We start from the raw sequence: 19,157 nt of genomic DNA, 5'->3' as shown, positions 1-19,157 counted from the left end.
TTAAGGTTTTGATTGGTTAATGGATTGAAAAAAATCGTTGATTTGTTTGGTCAGCTGGAGTTCCTCCATACTTGCGCCCAGAGTTGACAGTTTTATTTGGGTCGTATCTAAATGGCGGCTATGTGTCAGGAAATACGCCATCAGAGCACGCAGGATATCGGCCAAAAATAGCGTTTGCTGTACAGCCTCCAATTTGCTTTCGGCAGCTGTTTCGAGGTTTTTGCATTTGAAATCCAAAGCATATAGGTATTCGCGTATTGAGACTAGCGGATAATTATCCCAAAAGTTTTCGATACATTTCAATGGATCGTAACTGTCTTCATGGATCTCGTAAAATGGCCTATCGAGATGCAGGAGATCTTCATAAATAGCTTTCATGTGTTTAGTTTTTGGCTGTGACCTTAGCGCATAGCTCTCCCTGTCCGACCGAAATCAGCTTTTTGCGAGAACCTGAATGGGCTCAGGTCACAGCAGTGAAAAAATAAGAAATAGGTTATCGGGCGCGGTGCAGGACAGTTACACGTAATTTGATAGAGACGATACCGCGTCCGTTGGTAAAATAAAAAACCGACCTTATATATAGATAATCTACAATCGTATTTTTCTTTAATCTTTGCTTTTGATTTCGGAAACCCTTACTTTTAAAGTGCGAAGATAAAAGAGAAGGGAGCCGTGCATTTTTGGGGCATAGATCTTAAAAAAGTACCGGTCGGCAAAATCAACAGTGGCGGTGCTATCCACAGGCCTTTGTTGGCTTTTGTATGCACATTCCTCATCCGAGGTAAAGGGCCATTGCTGATTTTAAGCTTTTGAGAAGCTATTCTGGCGGGCAGTATTTGTTCTTGATGAGCAGTGATACTGCAAGCCGACGAAGCTGATCCTTGATCTGCCGTCGTTCTGTAAATGTTCTTAGCTCTTTTGATCTCATAATATTACAATATGGTTAACAAAAAGAGTCTCAAGGGGGGAAGATATGAAAGGCATGGCTAAATATAAAAGGGGCGAGCCTCACTATCTTCCACCGAACATCGGGCACGGCAAAGAGCCTTGACACAGTTTCCAATAGAGAGTGCTCGCCCCTCCTTGTTGTAAAGATACAAAAAGCTGGGGGGTTCGCAAACCCTACATCTCGTGTCATTTGAAATTTGCCGTTTCGATATCCGAGACTAAATCAGATTACCTGATTATGATACAAATATAATTAAATAAAAATTATCAACAAAATATTTTGTAAAAACAACAAATAAAATTAATGAATATCGGAGAAAAGATTAAGGAAATCGCGGATAGAAAAAACTTGTCGCAGAAATTGGTTGGTGATCTGATAAATGAAAACCAGCAAAATGTTGGAAATGATTATAAAAGATCTTCTCTTTCCATTGATAAACTATTAACCTATTCAAAGGCATTAGACCATAATTTCATACAATATTACTATAACGATGAGCCATTTAAAACTTATCGAGAGGAAGAGTATAAACAATGGAATGAAAAAATCAATTCTCTGAACGAGCAGTTAGACCAGGCTAATCGACTGATATCTAGGCAGGAAGAAACAATACAGACTCAAAAGGATTTAATTTCTACACAAAAGTTATTGATAGAGGCCCTATCTGATAAAAAATAGAAACACATCACTTGGTATTGAACGTGTAGGCTTAGCCAATGACGGGTACGGAAAAATTCACAAACCAATGAAAGCTTAAGTAAATTCGCTAAGGTAATTTTCGTTGCCAGCCGTAAACATAAAGATATGACACCGAAAATCGGACCTCAAGTGTACCCAATAAGAAAAATCCGACATGAAAATGATGATACCGGTTTTTACCCCTATCAAGTGTATGCTTTAGCAAAAATATTACAAATAAAACCAAGTCAACTTTTTGACTACTTCCACGGCGATGACGAGCGACCAATAATTGGGTTAAGCTAAGCCAGCCAAAAAAAATGGAGAAGCAGACATAAAAAAATATTTTTATTTTTCCAATTCCAAAAAATTATTCCTATATTAGATTAGCCTGTTGAAATATATCAACATCTAGCGAAGCGGCTTAATCTATTAGGACGCTTTATTATTAACGATAAGGTTTTTTCATATATTTAGTTTAAAAAGGCACTCCTCTTTTATCAGCAATGAAAGGGGAGTTTTTTTGACCATATAGCATCCTTAAAATGAAAAGCCACTCCCTTCCGGAAATGGCTCAAAATAAATATCTATAAACTTTAAAAGTATTTGATTACAGCTTTTCGATTTCTTCGATAGAAAGACCGGTTCCTTTAGCAATATCAGCAATAGGTAAACCCATTTTCTTAAACTCTAGTGCAATGGCAATAGCTTCTTCACGCTTACCTTTTTCAATACCAGTCTTAAGACCTTTTTCAATACCAGTCTTAAGACCTTTTTCAATGCCTTTCTGAATTCCTTTTTTTTCAGCTTTATCTAATAAATATTCTTGAGTGCCCATTGTATCGCTCCTTCCTATTTTTGTTTTAATTTCTTGCTCAAATATACTTAAAACTTCCTCATTATCAAAACTTACGTAGTAAGTAAGGAAATCATATAGCCCCTGTCGGGTATCCTTATCCATCTTCCTTTTCATCATCTCATCATACAGATCATGTTTTATTTCTTTCAGTCCATCATCGGTCACTTTCTTGTTTACTACAGCCAAAAGTGCAGTAAGGACAATCACTGAAAATGGATTCTCATTTGCTCGCAATTCCGATTCTTCCTGATCGAGGATCTTATAGCTATTAAAATCGTAGCGTAATGAAGTTCCCATAAACTCCTGGCTATATACCACTGGTCGATAGCCTTTGTTTTCATCTGCCAAAATTGCAATAGCTGTAATTGGAACTTTGTAACGATCCCATATTCTATAAAAATAGCGAAACATGCGCTCGGCCAAATCTCCCCTGCCTTTATTGCTCTGAATCTCTACATGGCAGAGTACGAACTGTTCGCGGCCATCCTTTAAAAATACCTTCACAAGCTTGTCTACATAACGGACTCCCCTGCCGTTGCTTTCCGGAGGAAATAAACTCTCAAACTCTTTATCGAGATAATCAAAGGGTCTGCTCAGATCAAAAACGGCATCCGCATCCGGAAAGATAAATCGTAAAAAATGCGAGAACGTTTGTTCTAAGATAGATTTCCACAAAGGGTCGTCTACACGCCTTGATTTTGGACTCATAATTATTTATCAACTGGTTAACAGTACAAAGATACGAAATAACAATATAAAATACTAATATAATTAGTATTTTATAAGATAGGGTGAGTACTCCATTATGGTCGCATCTTTAGTATTCACTTTTCTAAAAAGGAGACCTGTATTGAGTATCAGCAGTGGACAATAAAAATAAATAACCACACATATAATAACTTTCAGTTATTATAACTATCTTTAAAATTATACAAAGCTTAAAAATCACACAGCTTGTTTACTCAAATCGCAAAAAACATGCAATTTAAAACGACTCTCCGCCCTCTTCTTTTTCTCTGCGCCCTAGGCTTATGTTTTAGCTCTTGCCAAAAGGATGCCTCTTCTGAGTCGGAGGGTCTAATTGATATTGAAACCAGAGATGCTACCTGGACGAAATTGAGTATCCCGGGCCAGCTCAGAGGTACATCGGCTATTTACGGTAATATTGACGATACTTTGGTCGTAGCCACCATGTATAAGATTTATATGACTACAGATAAAGGAGCTTCGTGGCAAATGGTCCGCGATGCTGGACTTGGCATACCAAGCTTCAGTATGTATCAGGGAGAATTGATGGCTTTAAGCAACTTCCAGGACCACTCGACAAGTCCATTTTTATTCTCGTTGGATCATGGCAAAAGTTGGAGCACAAAGGGCAAATATGGCTATGAAGTCTATGATAAAGTACGGGTCAATCGAAAAGAAACAAAGATCAGTGAAACTGAATCCTACAAAATCAGCCCACAGCCCAATGAAATCATCGACAAAGAATACGGCCGCCCGTTAATGCAGCCAGATAAACTAGTAAGAGTCACTGATAAAGGCGAACAGAAGCTCGATTTTCCTTTCCGTCGACAACTGAATTATATTTACCACGACAAGAAAAACCGACTTTACATTGGTGCTGAAGGTACACGTTATGAGTGGACTGTCCGAACGTTCCATCAACTCTTTGACTAAGGACAAACCTATTTCCGGCCCCTGTGCTTCAAGCGCTTTGCCTGCGCGCTCATGGACTTTAAATACGACATCCAGAAATTCATGTGGAATGCCGACCCCACGATCTTCCAAATAGTGTACAATTTCTTTGCTTGTCTTTTCCCCTCTATTGCAAGATAAACTTGCTCGGTATCTTTGGCATATTTCACAGCGTTAAAAACCATATTAACAGAAGCATCTTTATGCGTTTTTATTCAACAGATTACACATTTCAGACTAAAAAAATCGAAAAATATTTTAAACACTGCATTTTTATGCTATATTTGATATAAAACATATACAAACCGATTTCTAACCGCTATAAATTTTTATGAAATAGCACAATATCTATGTTGCCCAAGCACCAGGTGTATCGGCAAAACCTCAGTTAAACGAAACTAATCAAACACAATTTTATTATGAAAAGAAGTATGCTCATACTAGTGAGTTTACTGAGTACGTATGGTGTCGCCCTGGCCCAAAAAATCGTTACCGGTAAAGTCACTACGACAGATGGGTCGGCATTAGGCGGTGTAACAGTTCTCGAAAAAGGCAAAAACACCCAGTCCATCACCACCAACAGTGGAATGTACAAGATCACCGTACAAGAAAACGCCACCTTAATTTTTAGACATGTCGGTTATAACCAAATCGAAAAAGCGCTCATGGGGCAGTCGGTAATCAACATCAGCCTATCCGAAAACAGTTCGTCCCTCGACGAAGTGGTAGTCACCGCTTTCGGAGTCAAACGTGATCGAAAAACCCTCGGATACTCCACACCTATCGTTGCCGGATCAGATGTATCCGAAACCCAACGCGAATCGTTTTTCCAAGGTCTCCAAGGCCGTGTACCGGGCCTATCTGTCAATAGTACCAGTGGTATGCCAGGTGCATCAGCACAGATTGTACTGCGCGGCTTTGCCTCCATCTCTGGCGACAACAATGCCCTAATCGTTGTCGATGGCGTACCCATCAACAACTCCACACTGAATGAAAATGACCTGGCTAGCAATGGAGCAAATCGAGATCTCGATTACTCCAATCGGGCAATGGATATCAATCCAGACGATATCGAAACCTACACCATCCTGAAAGGCCCCGAGGCGACAGCCCAATTCGGCAGCCAAGGTGCAGGCGGAGCCATTCTCATAACAACCAAGAAAGGAAAAGCCGGTAAATTTACCGTCAACTATTCGCTTTCAGGACGTGTTGAAACGGTCAATAAATACCCCGAGCGGCAATATGTTTATGCACAGGGAACCAATGGTGTATACGCCGCTAATTCGGTCTATTCAATGGGACCAAAATATGCAGAAGGAGTCACGCTCTACAAAGACAATGTCAACAACTTCTTCCGCACCGGATATAATCAAAAGCATAATCTTTCTTTCGAAGGCGGATCAGAAAAAGTGACTTACCGCTGGTCCAATGAATACAGCAACAATACTGGTATCGTCCCCAATACCAGCTATAAGCGCTTTTCGACCCGCCTCAATGGAACAGCAAAATTTAACGACAAACTCGAATTTAACACCTCTTTCAACTATATCAATTCACAAAACGATAAAGTCCGTAAAGGCAATACAGGCTACCTGATTACCCTGATGCGCTTCAACCCGCTGTTTGATGTGAGGGACTGGATCGATGAAAAAGGGAATCGTGTACTCCACAGCACCGATATTTACAATGAGCTGGATAATCCCTTTTGGGATGTATACCGCAACACCGCCAATGATGATGTAAACCGCCTCCTTGCCACTTCCAACATTACCTATCGTGCTACGAACTGGCTAAGCCTCAACGGGATCATCGGCATCGACTTTGCCAACACACAGGGACAAAGCGTTTACCATCCTCAATCCTACTCCGGATCAGGGTCTTCGACCAATGTACGCAATGGCTCCATGAATGAGTATCAAGTCAATGCACGCGTGCTCTCGGGATCATTTATGGCGACGGCCAATACAAAAATCGGGCGCGACATTAGTTTTAGAGCAAACTTGGGAACAGAATTTAAAGACTACAATACCCTTACTAACTCCCAATATGGCGAGGACTTTTACGATCCCAACTTTTACAGCATCAACAATACCTTTCCGAGCACGCGCCTGGCGCGATCTGTTGCCAATAACTTTCGTACAGTCGGATTTTTGGCACAGGCCGGATTTGGATATCTTGACAACCTCCTGTACCTCAATTTAACAGGTCGACTGGATGCAGCCTCCCGCATGATGCCCAACAATCCCTATTTTGGCTACCCATCGGCATCCTTGGCCTTTAATTTTTCAGACCTGTCTTTCTTCAAAAATAAAGTACAATGGCTCAGCGACGGAAAATACCGCATCTCTGTAGGAACGACCGGAAAAGCACCCTTCAAAAGCTACTATACCCTATCCAATCTGGAGCCAAAGCTCTCAACAGGAGGCGGATTTGCTTACGGCGTGAACGGCGGTAACCCCGACCTGAAAGCCGAGAAAACCCGCGATTTTGAAACAGGACTCGAATTTGGTTTTTTTAAACGCCGCCTCACATTTGATTTCAGCTATTTTAATCGATTAAGCACAGGACAGATCATTCTGCCAAGATTGAGCTATGGCTCAGGCTTTGTACTACGGATGATGAACGGCGGCGAAGTCAAAACCTATGGTACCGAATTGCAAGTCAACGTCAACCCGATCAAAAAAGACGATTTCAGCTGGGATATGACCTTCAATTTTACCCAATACAAAGGAAAAGTACTATCGCTTGCTGAAGAATTGCCCGAACTCTATGATTCAGACACCTGGGTACTTAGTGGCGTACGGTCTTCCGTGATGCCAGGCTATAGTATCGGTACCCTAACAGGTACGCAGTTTAAAAGAAACGAGCGTGGAGACATTTTGATCAATCCACAAACAGGCTTACCCATTGCGGGCACCGATAAGTATTATCCGATAGGCGACCGCATTCCCGACTATACACTTGGAATTGTCAACAAGTTCAATTACAAAAACTTTTACCTAACGTTTTTATGGGATCTCCGCAAAGGTGGTGATGTGCTCAACGGGCTAGATTATAGACTCTATACCTATGGGCAGTCTGTGAAAACATTAAATCGGGAAGACCCGCGGGTAATTCAGGGCGTATTGGAAGACGGGCTTGAAAACACGGCCAATCCAACAGTAAACCACATTGCAGTAACACCATATTCCGCATCCGCCTACTATATGACCAATATCGAACCGCAGATGTTTATCGAGAAAAACATTTATGCATTTAGGCTTCGGGATGTAACTCTTCGCTATGCCCTACCCAAACATCTGACACAACGCATCTCGTCACAAGCCGCACTCAGCGTATTTTTTACGGCCACCGATCTCTTCCTGTTCACCAATTACACAGGGCTGGATCCCGAAAGTAATAGCAATACAGCAGGACTAGGCGGTATCGGCGGATACGGAATCGATTACGGGAATATGGCTAAACCCAGAGGTTTCAATTTTGGTTTAAACATGAGATTTTAGGAGGAATACACCATGAGAACAACGCTTTATATACTTATTTTCTTAGTCCTCACCGGATTGAGCAGTTGTAAAAAATACCTGGACATCAATGAAAACCCGTCCAACCCACAGCTTGTAAAAGCCGAATTGCTTTTAGCACCGATTATCTATCAAATGGCCAATGGTTATGCCAATGACCAACGTCAGATGAACAAGTTCAATCAGACCATCCTTGGCGCCAGCACCGATGAGTCCTCCCGAATCTGGGAGCGGCATGGATTTCCACAGCAAAGTGATGTTGGCGGTGTGATGTGGCGTATGGTCTATTTTGATCACGGACTAAACCTGCAGTTGATGATCAATGACGCCATAGCCAATCAGAAATATGAATATGCCGCAATCGGCTATGCCGTAAAAGCCTGGGGCTATCAGATGCTGACCGACTATCACGGCCCCATTATTCTCGATGAGGCCTTGCGTACGCAACAGTTATCCTTCAAATATAATGACCAACCAGAAGTGTATGCTAAAGTACGCGTATGGTGTGATTCTGCATTATATTATCTGGATCAAAAAAGCCCCGTCGATTACAGCGCCAACCTCAATTCAAAAAAGGGCGATAATCTCTTTCGGGGCAATATGGACCGCTGGCGCAAATTTGTCTACGGCCTAAAAGCACTTCAGTACATTCACTTGGTTAATAAACCCGATTTTAAGGAAAAGTATGCCGACTCGATTGCCTATTTTGTGGACCGCTCCTTTGATTCACCATCCGATGATGCAGGCGTTAAATTTGACGGCGACAAATCCGAAACAGCCAATGTGGTAAGCTCAAAATTCGGCCTTTATACCACATCCTATTACAACAGAGCCGGTAAGCCTATTGTGCGCTACCTAACCGGGGGATTGCGGGGTGAACCTATTGAAAATCCAAAAATATCGACAGACCCTCGTCTATCGCGTATGTTGATGATCAATAATCCTGTTGACAGTATTTTCGTCGGTGGTGAGCCCAATGTATCCAATACCACCGTTCCAAATATCCTAGGCGACGTCAGTAGCGGTGTAGGCAAATTCATCTTTAGAGACGCCGCAGATTTTCCATTGATGACCTATGCGCAGCTGCAACTGGTCAAAGCCGAGGCCCTCTTTATCAAAGGCGACGCAGCAAAGGCCTATGAGGCCTATATCAAAGGCATCTATGCCCACATGAACTTCGTCAATAAGTACATCAATACAACCAATGAAAAATCCATTACTGCTGTTGAAATAGATAATTACATCAAGGGAGGAGAAATACCGCTATCTGCTGCCGATCTAACCCTAGCCGACATTATGGGACAAAAGTATATTGTCCAGTGGGGATGGGGCGGTTTAGAACAATGGTGTGATTTAAGAAAATATCATTATAACACGGAAATATTCAAGCAGTTTATTCCATTGGCCGGCAGCCAGCTGACTTACAATGATTATTGCTATCGCGTTAGACCACGCTACAATTCGGAGTACGTATGGAATGCTTCAGAGCTAGAACGATGGGGCGGATTAGAGCCGGAGTACGTGATTAAGCCAACCTGGTTTGTTACAACAACTTATTAACGTATTAAAGGAAACATTATGAAGATATTCAAAAACTTAGCATTTCTAGCTTTAGGTGTCTTTGGCCTATATTCATGCGAGAAATCCATTCAGGACTTTGGAAAAGTAGATTTCCTTGGCGCCGATGATGTCATCGTGAAAATCAATATGGCATCGATATATCCCGATGACCGCTATATGTATGTCAAATTTGACGATCAGCGCGTTACTTCACTCATTCGGGGACGCGAGCCCTTTCCCGGCGGCGGGTATAATACCCGCGGAGATTCACGGCCTGATTTTTTAAAATGGAAAGCCGGCAACGTAAAGGTACAAGTTGCCCTTCCACATAAAACCGACGATGGACGCGACTCCATTATCTTGGCCGAATCATCCGTTAACCTGAGCGCAGGCAAGCGCTATACCATTCATATTACCGATACGGCGCAGAACACAAAAATGATCCTCAATGAAGAAGACCTCACACGTCCCGACAGTACACAAGCAAGGTATCACTTTACCAATCTGATGCCCAATGTACCATCAATAGACCTGTACTATGGTGCTGCGGCCACTGGGAGCGCAGATGCCATCGCCGTGCAAGACTCACTTGTCGCCAAGGACATTAAATACCTGGAAACAAGCCCATATTTCCAGCTCAACCGCATTGCCACCCGTACCTGGAAGATCCGCAAGGCGGGATCTCAGGTAACAAATGGCACTGTAATCGCGTCCTACAGCAATGCCGGAGCCATCCTGGACCGCAGGTCATATGTCATTTATGCTTTGGGCTATGATGGATTTACCAGCACCATCATGAAGCCTTATGTTTCATTTTTCTTAGTTCGATAGATATGAAAAGAAAAACAATATTAAGAAATGTCCTTTTGTACATCACGTGCATCAGCATGCTATATTCCTGCAAGCAAAGGGATGATTATCCCAGCTTTGACGATAAAGAGATAGTAACTCCGCCCACCGATATTATTCCAGAAGACAAGGAAATAGAGCCCGTCACCAAGAAGCTCATGGCGCAGACCGACCTCATCAAAACATTTCTGGTCGATTCATCCGTTACCCTAACCAATGGACTTGTACGAACCCATATTCGCTACCAGAACAAGCTCGATCAACGCGTGAGCCTTCAACTGCTCACTGTAGATCTTTCATCAAAAGCGGTTTTTCCTTCAATCATGAGTGCATTTGATGATTACCTATATGTGAGCCAGCCGATAGGTGATATGGCCAAGTACTGCGAACCACGCGCAGGCGGCGAGATCCTCGCAGCAACAAATGCGGCGTTATCGTCCACTTATTCCTACATTAAAAACGGGCGGCAGATCAATGTATCCACGAGCAATATAAAGACCAAAGAGAAGACCAGACCTTTCTTTGCGATACAAAAGGATGGCACGCCTTACATAGGCAATTGTGCCGATACCATCAAGTTTGCTTTTGAGCCTTATGATCTGAATCAATTTAGCGGACTGGTATCCGGCACCAATTGGGTCCGTTACCGGGGTTATAACGTTTTGACTACAGCAGCAATTGTTCAAGCGATAACAGCCATTGGCCTATCCGCAGATAATAAAACGATGTATGCCTTAGTTGTCGACGGAGGCGACACCAATTTTTCAGTAGGCATCAGTTTAAATGATGTTGCCGTCTTGATGGGAGCCTTAGGCAGTTACGATGCATTTGTATTGAACGGCGGTTCCACCAGCGTGATGGTCCAAAAGACCAATACAGGAAACCAATTTAATCCCGTGGTCTGGAACACCGTATCCAAGCCATTAACGGCAGGCGGATCTGCAAGCATCAGCGGTATCGCATTTGTGAAGCGATAAATTAGAAAATCAGCTACTCAACAACGGATTTTGAGTAGCTGATTTTTTAAATTTAAATTTGTTTACGCTGTTATTTCATCTTGCTTGCAGCTAAGCAAAACACGATTATTTCGCCCAAGAAAATTCAATCACAAGAATTTTATTTTCCTCATGCCCGAAATAAAACTTCCAGCCGAAGTTAGTATTAGGTCAACGTATCTACCAATATATTTCAATATAGTCCTAATTATTAAGTTTTCGGTTGTTTTTTTTGTATCTTAACGTTAGATTAATTTTTCAATGGACAAACTAGGAAAAGCAATTAGATTACTGAGACATCAAAAAGGCTGGAATCAAGGCGATGTTGCAACGCGATTAGAAATATCAATTCCTGCATTTTCTAAAATTGAAACCGGTTTTACAGATTTAAATATCTCTCGATTAAACCAAATCGCAAAGGTATTTAATTTGACAACCGCACAGCTTTTATATTATTCTGAAAATAAAGAAATTAAAGAGCATGTTGAGGAGTTAAAAGTTGTTTAGGCTAACGTTCGCGATGAAACTGGAAAAAATAAGCGAACGACGGTCCCTTTGTTAAGTTTGCTCGATAAATGAATCGTCCCACCGATACGTTCCATGAGATGTTTAACCAATGCCAGCCCGATTCCCGATCCAGCAATCTTGGCAGTATTACTCGCCCGTTCATTTGTAAGAAAAACCTTCTGCAACTCGTCTTCCGGAATCCCGATGCCATTATCTTCGAGATAATATACTACTCCTTTATCAGCTTTTTCACTATAAATATGCAAAAAAGCCTCGCCTGATTTTTTTGCATATTTAACGGCATTACGAATTAGATTTATAAAAACCTGATAAACGATTCCGCCATCCGTATACAAAGGAAATAGATCTCCTAATTTGATTTCCATTTGTTTGTCGGGATATACCAGTTTAATTTCATCAATACAATTCCTTATTTTTTTATCCATTGCCACACACGCGACTTCTTTCTCGGCACTGCGTATCTTGCCAAGCTGCAATGTCTGATTTATAATACTTTCTATATTTTGAATAGATGCCGCAAAGGCTTCAAACCACCTTTCACTTACCTTAACCGAAACACCCACATTTTTCCTCAGAAAACTATTCCCAATTTTCAAAACAGACAATGGATTTTTTAGATCATGTGCCAAAGTGCTGGCGAGCACGTCCAATTCGCGGCTAAACATAAGCTGCTCTTGCTTTTCTTCCACATTTTTGTAAGCAAGATGTTGCTCAGTCACATCACTTGCCGTATGCAAAATGGCATAGGTTTTCCCCTCCTCGTCAAGCAATGGCCTATATTCAAAATTAAAATACCGCAGTGTTTTCGTCCCTTCATGAACAATATTTGCGGGTGTACGCTCAGCCTGATAGACAATTCCTGTTTTCCAAACGTTTTTCAAAATAGATGAAAAACCTTCTTCTTTAAAATGAGGAAAGCATGCACAAAAACTACGCCCTAGGATGGACCGATCCACACATAATATATCCAGCATACCTTGGCTAACAAAAGCAATATTTAGGTCTATGCTATCATAAATTGCGATCGCACTATGGGACTGCTCCAAAATAGACACCAGAAGATTAGCTGTAATTTTCATCTATGCTAATTTAATCATAATATTTTACAACAGATAAATCAATAAGGGAAAATCCGAAAAACAAAAAGCTAATCACGAAGTTGACCTGATGCATCTTGACAGAGAAGGCTTCAACCCCATGATGGCCCAAGAAAAGATTATGAAGTACATTGAATCTCTTTACGATCTTGCCGATTTCTTCTGGACCCTTTTTTTCTTTGCTGCAGTAAACGACCTCTTTTTCAACAACAATGCCGGTAGATTCTAAAGGCTTTGAACGATAATGGATACAAGTGAATAAAAATCTATATTTTTAAGTTTTAGAATGTATGGAAAATAAAAAGATTTCAATAAATGACATTGCGAAACACTTAAAAATAGCAAAGTCAACCGTATCGTTGATCATTAACGGAAAAGCTGACGAAAGACGGATTAGCAAAGAATTACAGGCTAAAGTACTGGATTATGTCAGAGAGGTTCGTTTTTACCCGCATCACTTAGCGCAAAGCCTAGCCACAGGCCGAAGTAGCAGTATCGGACTTATTGTTGAAGATATTTCTGACTCATTTTTTGGACCAATAGCGCTCATGATCGAAAATCTAGCCAAAACGAAAGGGTATAGGATAATGTACAGCAGTACCCTCGGTGATACCAATACAGCCATTGAGATTATCAATTTTTTCAGACGGAGCCAACTGGATGGCTATATTATTGCACCAACCAAAGGAATAGAAGATGTCGTTAAAGAAATGGTGGATGAACATATCCCAATTGTTCTATTTGACCGGGATCCGGTCGAAGGTGTGGATTTTGTCGGAACCAACAACAAGGAAGCAATGATTGAAGCTTGTATGCATCTATATGATAAGGGGTTTCGTCAGATTGGATTCGTTACACTCGAATCTACACAAAGCCAAATGCATGAACGATTATTAGGTTACCAAGAGACGATGGAAAAATTAGCTGTTGACCCTAAAGTAGCCTTTATACCCTTTGAATCAAAAAAAACAGTCAAACAGCAGCTTATTAAAGATTTTCTTGAAAAAAATCTGGAATTGGACGCTATCATCTTTGCAACCAATTATCTTTGTCTTGCAGGGTTGGCTGCAATAAATAAGCTAACGGCTAAAAAGAAAATGGATTTCGGCATCGTGTCCTTTGACGATCATGAAGCGTTTAACCTGATCTCCCCAACGATCACCGCCATACGTCAGCCCTTGGAGGAACTAAGTAACAACATTATAAAATTATTGCTAAAGCAGATAGAAAAACCAACAAAAGATAATGCTAGTCATGTCGTGTTACCCTCTGTGATAAAAGCAAGAAAGTCATCTGAAAGAAAAAGCAATAATCTTCTGCCAATCGGTCGCAACAACTGATCGGCATAAGATTACCGAAAAAAGAGTGGCATCATTTATTCCACTTTCATGGACGAGGCCTTATCATTGGCTGTCGGTGTCAATTGAGAAAAGAGTGGCGTATCCGTCGTCAGCACCCAGTTGATCCCCGAGAAATTTTGGTGTTCGTACAGCGTCAAGGTAACTCCGTTTGGAACTTTCGCGGAGGATGCCCAATCATTTTCGATACCTCTGGCATTCAGATCTGCCAGATTATAGCTTCCTTTCGGCAAGAAAACTCCCTTTCCACCATAATGTGCATCCTTAAATATACTTACGCCTTCCACATTCATTCGTGCGACAACAGGAAAATGATCAGATGGCAATATTTCTCCCGGATCCTTATGATACCAATCAACTAATCGGGAAGATACTTTCCACTGACCGGTGACAAAGATATGGTCGATCTGGCTATCTCCTGTTGGACTAATATTCCATCCATTACCCGTTACACGTAATGCTGGCAACTTGGAACTCGCAACAGCCCAGCTTTCTTCTAACAATAAAGAACTATTAAGCACGTTATATGCCGCTGAGTTTTGATTTGCGTTTAAATCTCCCATTAAAACCGCAGGAAGCGCTCCGATTTTGTTTTGCATATAAGTCAACAAGAGATTCGCACTGTTAACCTTGGCTTCAACGCCTTTATGATCAAAATGTGTATTAAATACGTAAAATATCATTGCAGTCTGTTTATCCTGAAGTTTTATCCAGGTACAGATGCGCTTGTATGCGGCGTCCCAGGCAGGCCCTGTAGGAGTTGTAGGAGTTCCAGGGGCGAGCCAAAATGTACCGCTCTCCAACGCGTTAAACTTGGTGTTCTTGTAAAATATGGCCGAGTGTTCAGAAGAGGTATTTCCTTCACGCCCTGTACCAACTTTGCTGTAGCCCTGCAGATCTGAAGCCATATTGTCCATTTGGTTCCCTAAAGCTTCCTGAACTCCAACGATATCACAATCATGCTCCAATATGCGTTCTTTTACTAATGATCGCCTGACCGCCCAGGCACGGTTTCCCGCATCGGGCGCATCCTGCCGGATATTAAAAGTCATCATGACATAACCGCCGCTTCCAGCTATTGTTGCTGAACTTTGTAATTCAGTTGGTACGGACAGCTGTTCGCCAGTGGTCGAAGAATTTGTCAGATCTTTGGAACAAGAGGCAAAGATAAAACCCCACAAAAGTGTCAGCTGTAGTCCATAAATTAATTTTCCCATTATTTTTGGTTTATATGTTCCAATAATTAGTATTGAATTATTCAGACTATTTAATATTAAATGTTCCTACAACTGGAAAATGGTCGGATTCTTTGTCTGCCCAAAATTGAACCGCATAGTCCTTTACTTCAAAAGCCTGCTGCGGAGCATATATCAACCAATCACAAGTATATGTCGGTTTTGGTGTAGGTACAGTCCATTCACAATTCGAGGTTTGACAGGGCAGGGAAAACCATTTTTGCAAAGCCGGCATAGTCTGCGAGTTGGGCCGTGAATTCAGATCAGCACCCAAAATGATCGGCTTCTTTAAATTTTTGATTTCCGCCAAGATCTCATCGATCTGTTTTAAACGGGTGGCATCATCCTTTTTGTAGCCCAGGTGGGTCGTCGCAAAATAAAATTGTTTGCCTTCCTTTTCCAACAATGCATAGCCAAAGGATCGGATGTCATCCCCATCATTAGCAACCCCCAAATGGATAGACTTTGTCTCCAGTAGCGGATATTTGGAAAGGATAACATTACCATAATCACCTTTCTTCAACGTTAATGCATGTGCAAAATAATAGTATTGCATCCCTGTCAATGCAGCGATTTCCTTCGGAAAATCCATTGGATTAATAGCTGTATTGCGTTCCACTTCTTGCAAAGAAACAACATCGGGATCAACTTTTTTGATCACCGAAGCAATCGCTTCAATGCCCATTTTTCGAGCACTATAGATGTTGTAGGTCATTGTTTTGATCTCAACCTTACTATTCAATTTTTGGGCGGAAACTCCATTGGCGTTAACTGACAACAGCAGAGCGGTTATTAAAACAAACAGCAGGGGGCGCAAGTTTAAATGTCTTGCTTTAGACAAAGTTATCATCATGATCCTATTCTTTAATGTAAGTAAGAATTAGTTAAATTATGTTGTAGTTACTCTATAACGATCTTTCGAATAACGTGATTCCAGGTATCAGCTACATACAATGCTCCGTCAGGACCGAACTGTAGACCTTCGGGTTCGTAAAATTTTGCTGTTAAGGCATTCCCATTCTGGAGACCACTGGTGCCGGCAATTCCTGCATAAGTAGTTACCGTACCATTGGTCGTGATTTTACGAACACAATGGTTTTTACGATCGGCAACATATAAGTTTCCATCCTGATCCAGATCCATTTGTGCAGGTGTATTGAATCGCGCAGACTCTCCATTTCCTATTGCATTCCCCGTCGTATTGGCATTTGGTCCAGCAAGTACGTGTACAGCGCCGAATCTCTTGGCCGCAAGGTCATAGGGTACACGATAAACACTGTGTGCATTGTAGGCTCCTGATATAAACATAGTTTGCCCATCTGGAGAGAAAATAATGTCCATAATATTGACATTTTTTGAATTGACTGCAAATAGCTGCTCCAGCGTACCATCGGATTTTAAACGACAGATCTTTCCGCCCGAGTATATACCAACAAACACTTCATCTGTCACGGGGTTCGTTGTTACAGCCGTCAATCCTGCCGTTGCAGATAGGGCCGTTAAATTGCTATATTTACCAGAAGATTTTATCATCTTGCCAAAGCCCATGGATCCATTTGCGTTGTTATCATTGCTAAGGTACAATGTATTTTGGTCTATTGAAAAGTCAAAAGCCCGGAGCCGCTCGAACAAAGGGTTCTCAGAAGCATTAAGTAGGGTACTTACTTGATTATTTGCAGCAACACGGAGTGCTGCAAAATTATCTCGGCTACTCGCCCCCTCTTCGACAAAATAGAGCATATTATCCTTACTCCATTTCAAATAGCGTGGCCCGGATAATTTAGCCTGCACATAATCCCCGTCAACATCATCCTTAGTCGATCCTAAATAGGTATACACGACGGTCTGATATCCGTACTCAAAATTTTGCTTATAGGTATACGCTACGCCGTTAATAGCTAGTTTGACTTTACCAGATCCCGCATTCTGTGGAATACGTGCGGTAATGACCCGTCCATTGGAACTTAATACACTCGCTTCCTTCTCATTTATTGTCACTTTGATTTTTTCGAGATCCGTTCCAAAATTACTCCCATATAGGGATATTTCGGTAGATGAGCCTCCAGAAATGGGTGTATATTGGGTAATTTGAGGTTCATTAGCCTTATCGGGATACGTCATGTCGCCACCAATCTCTTTGGTGCAACTTAGTAGACCCATTGCGAAACAAAAAAATATCCCGATGTGAAGATTTCTTATTCCTGATATTTTAGAAAAACAAATAGTTATCATGGTTTTGCTACGTAAAATTTGTATTAGTTTTTGATTAAAAAATTCGCAACAACAGGAAAATGATCGGATTGCGAATAGGAACTATAGTCTACATCATATGTCTCCGTCAAGACCCCGTCTGCCGGTGCATACATCAGGTAATCTATGGTTCCATCAGGTTTAGGTGTTCCGGCTGTAAAGCCACAGTAGCCATTTAGGCATCCTGATGTAAACCATTTCGTCAACACTTTATAGCCTTCTTCTGTAGGCTTGGCATTGATGTCTGCAGACAGAATGATAGGTAGGGTAATATCTTTGGTATATTGGTGGATTAGGTCAATTTGATGGAGCCTATTGGCGTTATCTGACAGATGATCTAAATGCGTTACTGCAAAATAAAAATCCTGATTATCCTTGGTTACCCTCACCGTGCCAAGCGCTCTTATATAAGCGTTTGATTCTGAAGTGACCACATCCAAAAGGTAAGTTGCCTGTTCTTTAAGGGGTAATTTTGAAAGAATGAGATTACCATATTCCCCCTGAGCTAAGTCGCGGGCTTTGACAAAATAATAATAGGGCATACCGGTAAGCTCGGAAAGGCGTTTTCCGGTGTCAAAATTCAAATTGATGGAGTTCTTCTCCACTTCCTGCAGCCCCACAAGGTCGGGATCATTTTTCTTAATCACGTCGGCGATCGCCTCTATGCCTTTTTTTTGTGCAGCATAGATGTTATACGACATGGTTTTGACAGATGTGCCGGTTACGGATGGCTCTTCCACCTTGGTTTCATTTTTACTGCATGATACCAATAAAAAACCGATTATACTGAATGTTATAATTCTTTTCATGAGTGACTCCTGTGTAGTTTTTGCTTTGCGTGTTAGTTGATCAGTCATTTGCTATCAATTCTATGGTATCGCTATAATTGACGACGCCGTTTACCGTCGCACTTACCCGGACATAGATTTTGTTGCCGTTTGCCTTGATCTTGTAAAAGTTCTCGACAAATTGTTTATCATTGGCCAGTTCAAAGACATGTGTACCTTCATCTATTTTACCCTTAGCAATCTTTGTGACATAATTCGCATTATTTTCATCTACTCGGGGCGTATAGTTCCACATCACAGATACATTGGTAAACGTAAAGGATTCGTCCGATTTATTAACCTTAAATGCTACCTCGACTTGGTTTCTGTCGGAAATGGTGGCCGATGCCGTAATACGGGAAAAAGGGGTTGCTTTCAAATCAAATTCCGTTTGACCTTGGACGGTCGTATACCCTTCGCAAACGCCAATAAAAGGGCCGTTGACAACCACTCTATACTTCCCATTAAACACCGTATTGTTGGTATAAGATCCATCTGCATTTGCCCTGAAATCGACAGAGGCAGTCGCCCCGGTTCCTATTTCAAATAAAGAAACCAATACACCTCCCGAGCCCTCCACCGGCAATGGAATAGGCTTGTTTGTTTCCATATCATATATGGTGCCGTGAAGCCCCCCATTAGGAGCCTGTAGATTGTCGATCTCATTTTCGCAACTGTTCATGACAGCGATTAAAATAAAACCAAACACATAAAAAATATTCTTCATTTTGATCATAATTGTAATACATCATA

Annotated in this window: 17 protein-coding genes; 9 read left to right on the top strand and 8 right to left on the bottom strand. The window is 41.4% G+C overall.

The window, feature by feature from the left end; translation table 11 throughout:
* Positions 1-378 (bottom strand): hypothetical protein, encoded by a 378-nt coding sequence (locus tag CBM24_RS01020; protein ID WP_088159893.1) that lies wholly within the window; start codon positions 376-378, stop codon positions 1-3.
* 874 nt (positions 379-1,252) lie between these two features.
* On the opposite strand from CBM24_RS01020, the gene CBM24_RS01015 reads away from it, so the two are divergent.
* Positions 1,253-1,627, top strand: coding sequence for a hypothetical protein (locus tag CBM24_RS01015; RefSeq protein ID WP_088159892.1), 375 nt, complete (start codon positions 1,253-1,255; stop codon positions 1,625-1,627).
* A gap of 610 nt (positions 1,628-2,237) precedes the next feature.
* Here the strand turns inward: CBM24_RS01015 and CBM24_RS01005 are convergent.
* Positions 2,238-3,194, bottom strand: coding sequence for a hypothetical protein (locus tag CBM24_RS01005; protein ID WP_088159890.1), 957 nt, complete (start codon positions 3,192-3,194; stop codon positions 2,238-2,240).
* Between the two features lie 270 nt (positions 3,195-3,464).
* Between CBM24_RS01005 and CBM24_RS01000 the strand changes: the two genes are divergently transcribed.
* From CBM24_RS01000 to CBM24_RS00970, 6 genes are all read left to right on the top strand, one after another.
* Positions 3,465-4,166 carry a hypothetical protein gene (locus CBM24_RS01000; protein ID WP_088159889.1) on the top strand — a complete coding sequence of 234 codons (702 nt, stop codon included), beginning with the start codon at positions 3,465-3,467 and terminating at the stop codon, positions 4,164-4,166.
* Positions 4,167-4,603: 437 nt separating this feature from the next.
* Positions 4,604-7,687, top strand: a complete 3,084-nt coding sequence (locus CBM24_RS00990) for a SusC/RagA family TonB-linked outer membrane protein (RefSeq protein ID WP_088159887.1) — start codon at positions 4,604-4,606, stop codon at positions 7,685-7,687.
* Between the two features lie 12 nt (positions 7,688-7,699).
* The gene (locus tag CBM24_RS00985; protein WP_088159886.1) at positions 7,700-9,265 is read left to right on the top strand and encodes a SusD/RagB family nutrient-binding outer membrane lipoprotein; all 1,566 of its coding nucleotides are present in this window, start codon (positions 7,700-7,702) and stop codon (positions 9,263-9,265) included.
* Positions 9,266-9,283: 18 nt separating this feature from the next.
* Positions 9,284-10,096, top strand: a complete 813-nt coding sequence (locus CBM24_RS00980) for a DUF4397 domain-containing protein (RefSeq protein WP_088159885.1) — start codon at positions 9,284-9,286, stop codon at positions 10,094-10,096.
* A gap of 2 nt (positions 10,097-10,098) precedes the next feature.
* Positions 10,099-11,091: a phosphodiester glycosidase family protein gene (locus CBM24_RS00975; protein WP_088159884.1), complete on the top strand. Its 993-nt coding sequence runs from the start codon at positions 10,099-10,101 to the stop codon at positions 11,089-11,091.
* Positions 11,092-11,370: 279 nt separating this feature from the next.
* Complete coding sequence (locus tag CBM24_RS00970; RefSeq protein ID WP_088159883.1) at positions 11,371-11,616, top strand: helix-turn-helix domain-containing protein; 246 nt, start codon at positions 11,371-11,373, stop codon at positions 11,614-11,616.
* Here the strand turns inward: CBM24_RS00970 and CBM24_RS00965 are convergent.
* Positions 11,613-12,716, bottom strand: coding sequence for a PAS domain-containing sensor histidine kinase (locus tag CBM24_RS00965; RefSeq protein WP_088159882.1), 1,104 nt, complete (start codon positions 12,714-12,716; stop codon positions 11,613-11,615). The two genes, CBM24_RS00970 and CBM24_RS00965, sit on opposite strands and share 4 nt — an antisense overlap.
* A gap of 88 nt (positions 12,717-12,804) precedes the next feature.
* Here CBM24_RS00965 and CBM24_RS27120 point away from each other — a divergent pair, with 88 nt between their 5' ends.
* Together CBM24_RS27120 and CBM24_RS00960 are read left to right on the top strand one after the other, a co-directional pair.
* The gene (locus tag CBM24_RS27120) at positions 12,805-12,963 is read left to right on the top strand and encodes a hypothetical protein (protein WP_157698340.1); all 159 of its coding nucleotides are present in this window, start codon (positions 12,805-12,807) and stop codon (positions 12,961-12,963) included.
* Positions 12,964-13,024: 61 nt separating this feature from the next.
* The gene (locus CBM24_RS00960) at positions 13,025-14,074 is read left to right on the top strand and encodes a LacI family DNA-binding transcriptional regulator (RefSeq protein ID WP_088159881.1); all 1,050 of its coding nucleotides are present in this window, start codon (positions 13,025-13,027) and stop codon (positions 14,072-14,074) included.
* A gap of 35 nt (positions 14,075-14,109) precedes the next feature.
* Here CBM24_RS00960 and CBM24_RS00955 read toward each other — a convergent pair whose 3' ends face one another.
* From CBM24_RS00955 to CBM24_RS00935, 5 genes are all read right to left on the bottom strand, one after another.
* Positions 14,110-15,309: an endonuclease/exonuclease/phosphatase family protein gene (locus tag CBM24_RS00955; protein ID WP_088159880.1), complete on the bottom strand. Its 1,200-nt coding sequence runs from the start codon at positions 15,307-15,309 to the stop codon at positions 14,110-14,112.
* Between the two features lie 46 nt (positions 15,310-15,355).
* Complete coding sequence (locus CBM24_RS00950; RefSeq protein ID WP_198386019.1) at positions 15,356-16,180, bottom strand: endonuclease/exonuclease/phosphatase family protein; 825 nt, start codon at positions 16,178-16,180, stop codon at positions 15,356-15,358.
* A gap of 47 nt (positions 16,181-16,227) precedes the next feature.
* Positions 16,228-17,487, bottom strand: a complete 1,260-nt coding sequence (locus CBM24_RS00945) for an IPT/TIG domain-containing protein (protein ID WP_198386018.1) — start codon at positions 17,485-17,487, stop codon at positions 16,228-16,230.
* Between the two features lie 95 nt (positions 17,488-17,582).
* Positions 17,583-18,434: an endonuclease/exonuclease/phosphatase family protein gene (locus CBM24_RS00940; RefSeq protein WP_088159878.1), complete on the bottom strand. Its 852-nt coding sequence runs from the start codon at positions 18,432-18,434 to the stop codon at positions 17,583-17,585.
* Positions 18,427-19,131 (bottom strand): DUF3823 domain-containing protein, encoded by a 705-nt coding sequence (locus CBM24_RS00935; protein ID WP_198386016.1) that lies wholly within the window; start codon positions 19,129-19,131, stop codon positions 18,427-18,429. Before CBM24_RS00935 ends, CBM24_RS00940 begins: the two co-directional genes overlap by 8 nt.
* Between the last annotated feature and the right edge of the window lie 26 nt (positions 19,132-19,157).

The sequence above is a fragment of the Sphingobacterium sp. G1-14 genome, from assembly GCF_002196555.1.
Lineage (GTDB): Bacteria > Bacteroidota > Bacteroidia > Sphingobacteriales > Sphingobacteriaceae > Sphingobacterium > Sphingobacterium siyangense.
Note: the sequence above shows the minus strand (reverse complement) of the source record. Positions and strands in the feature narration are given on the sequence as shown.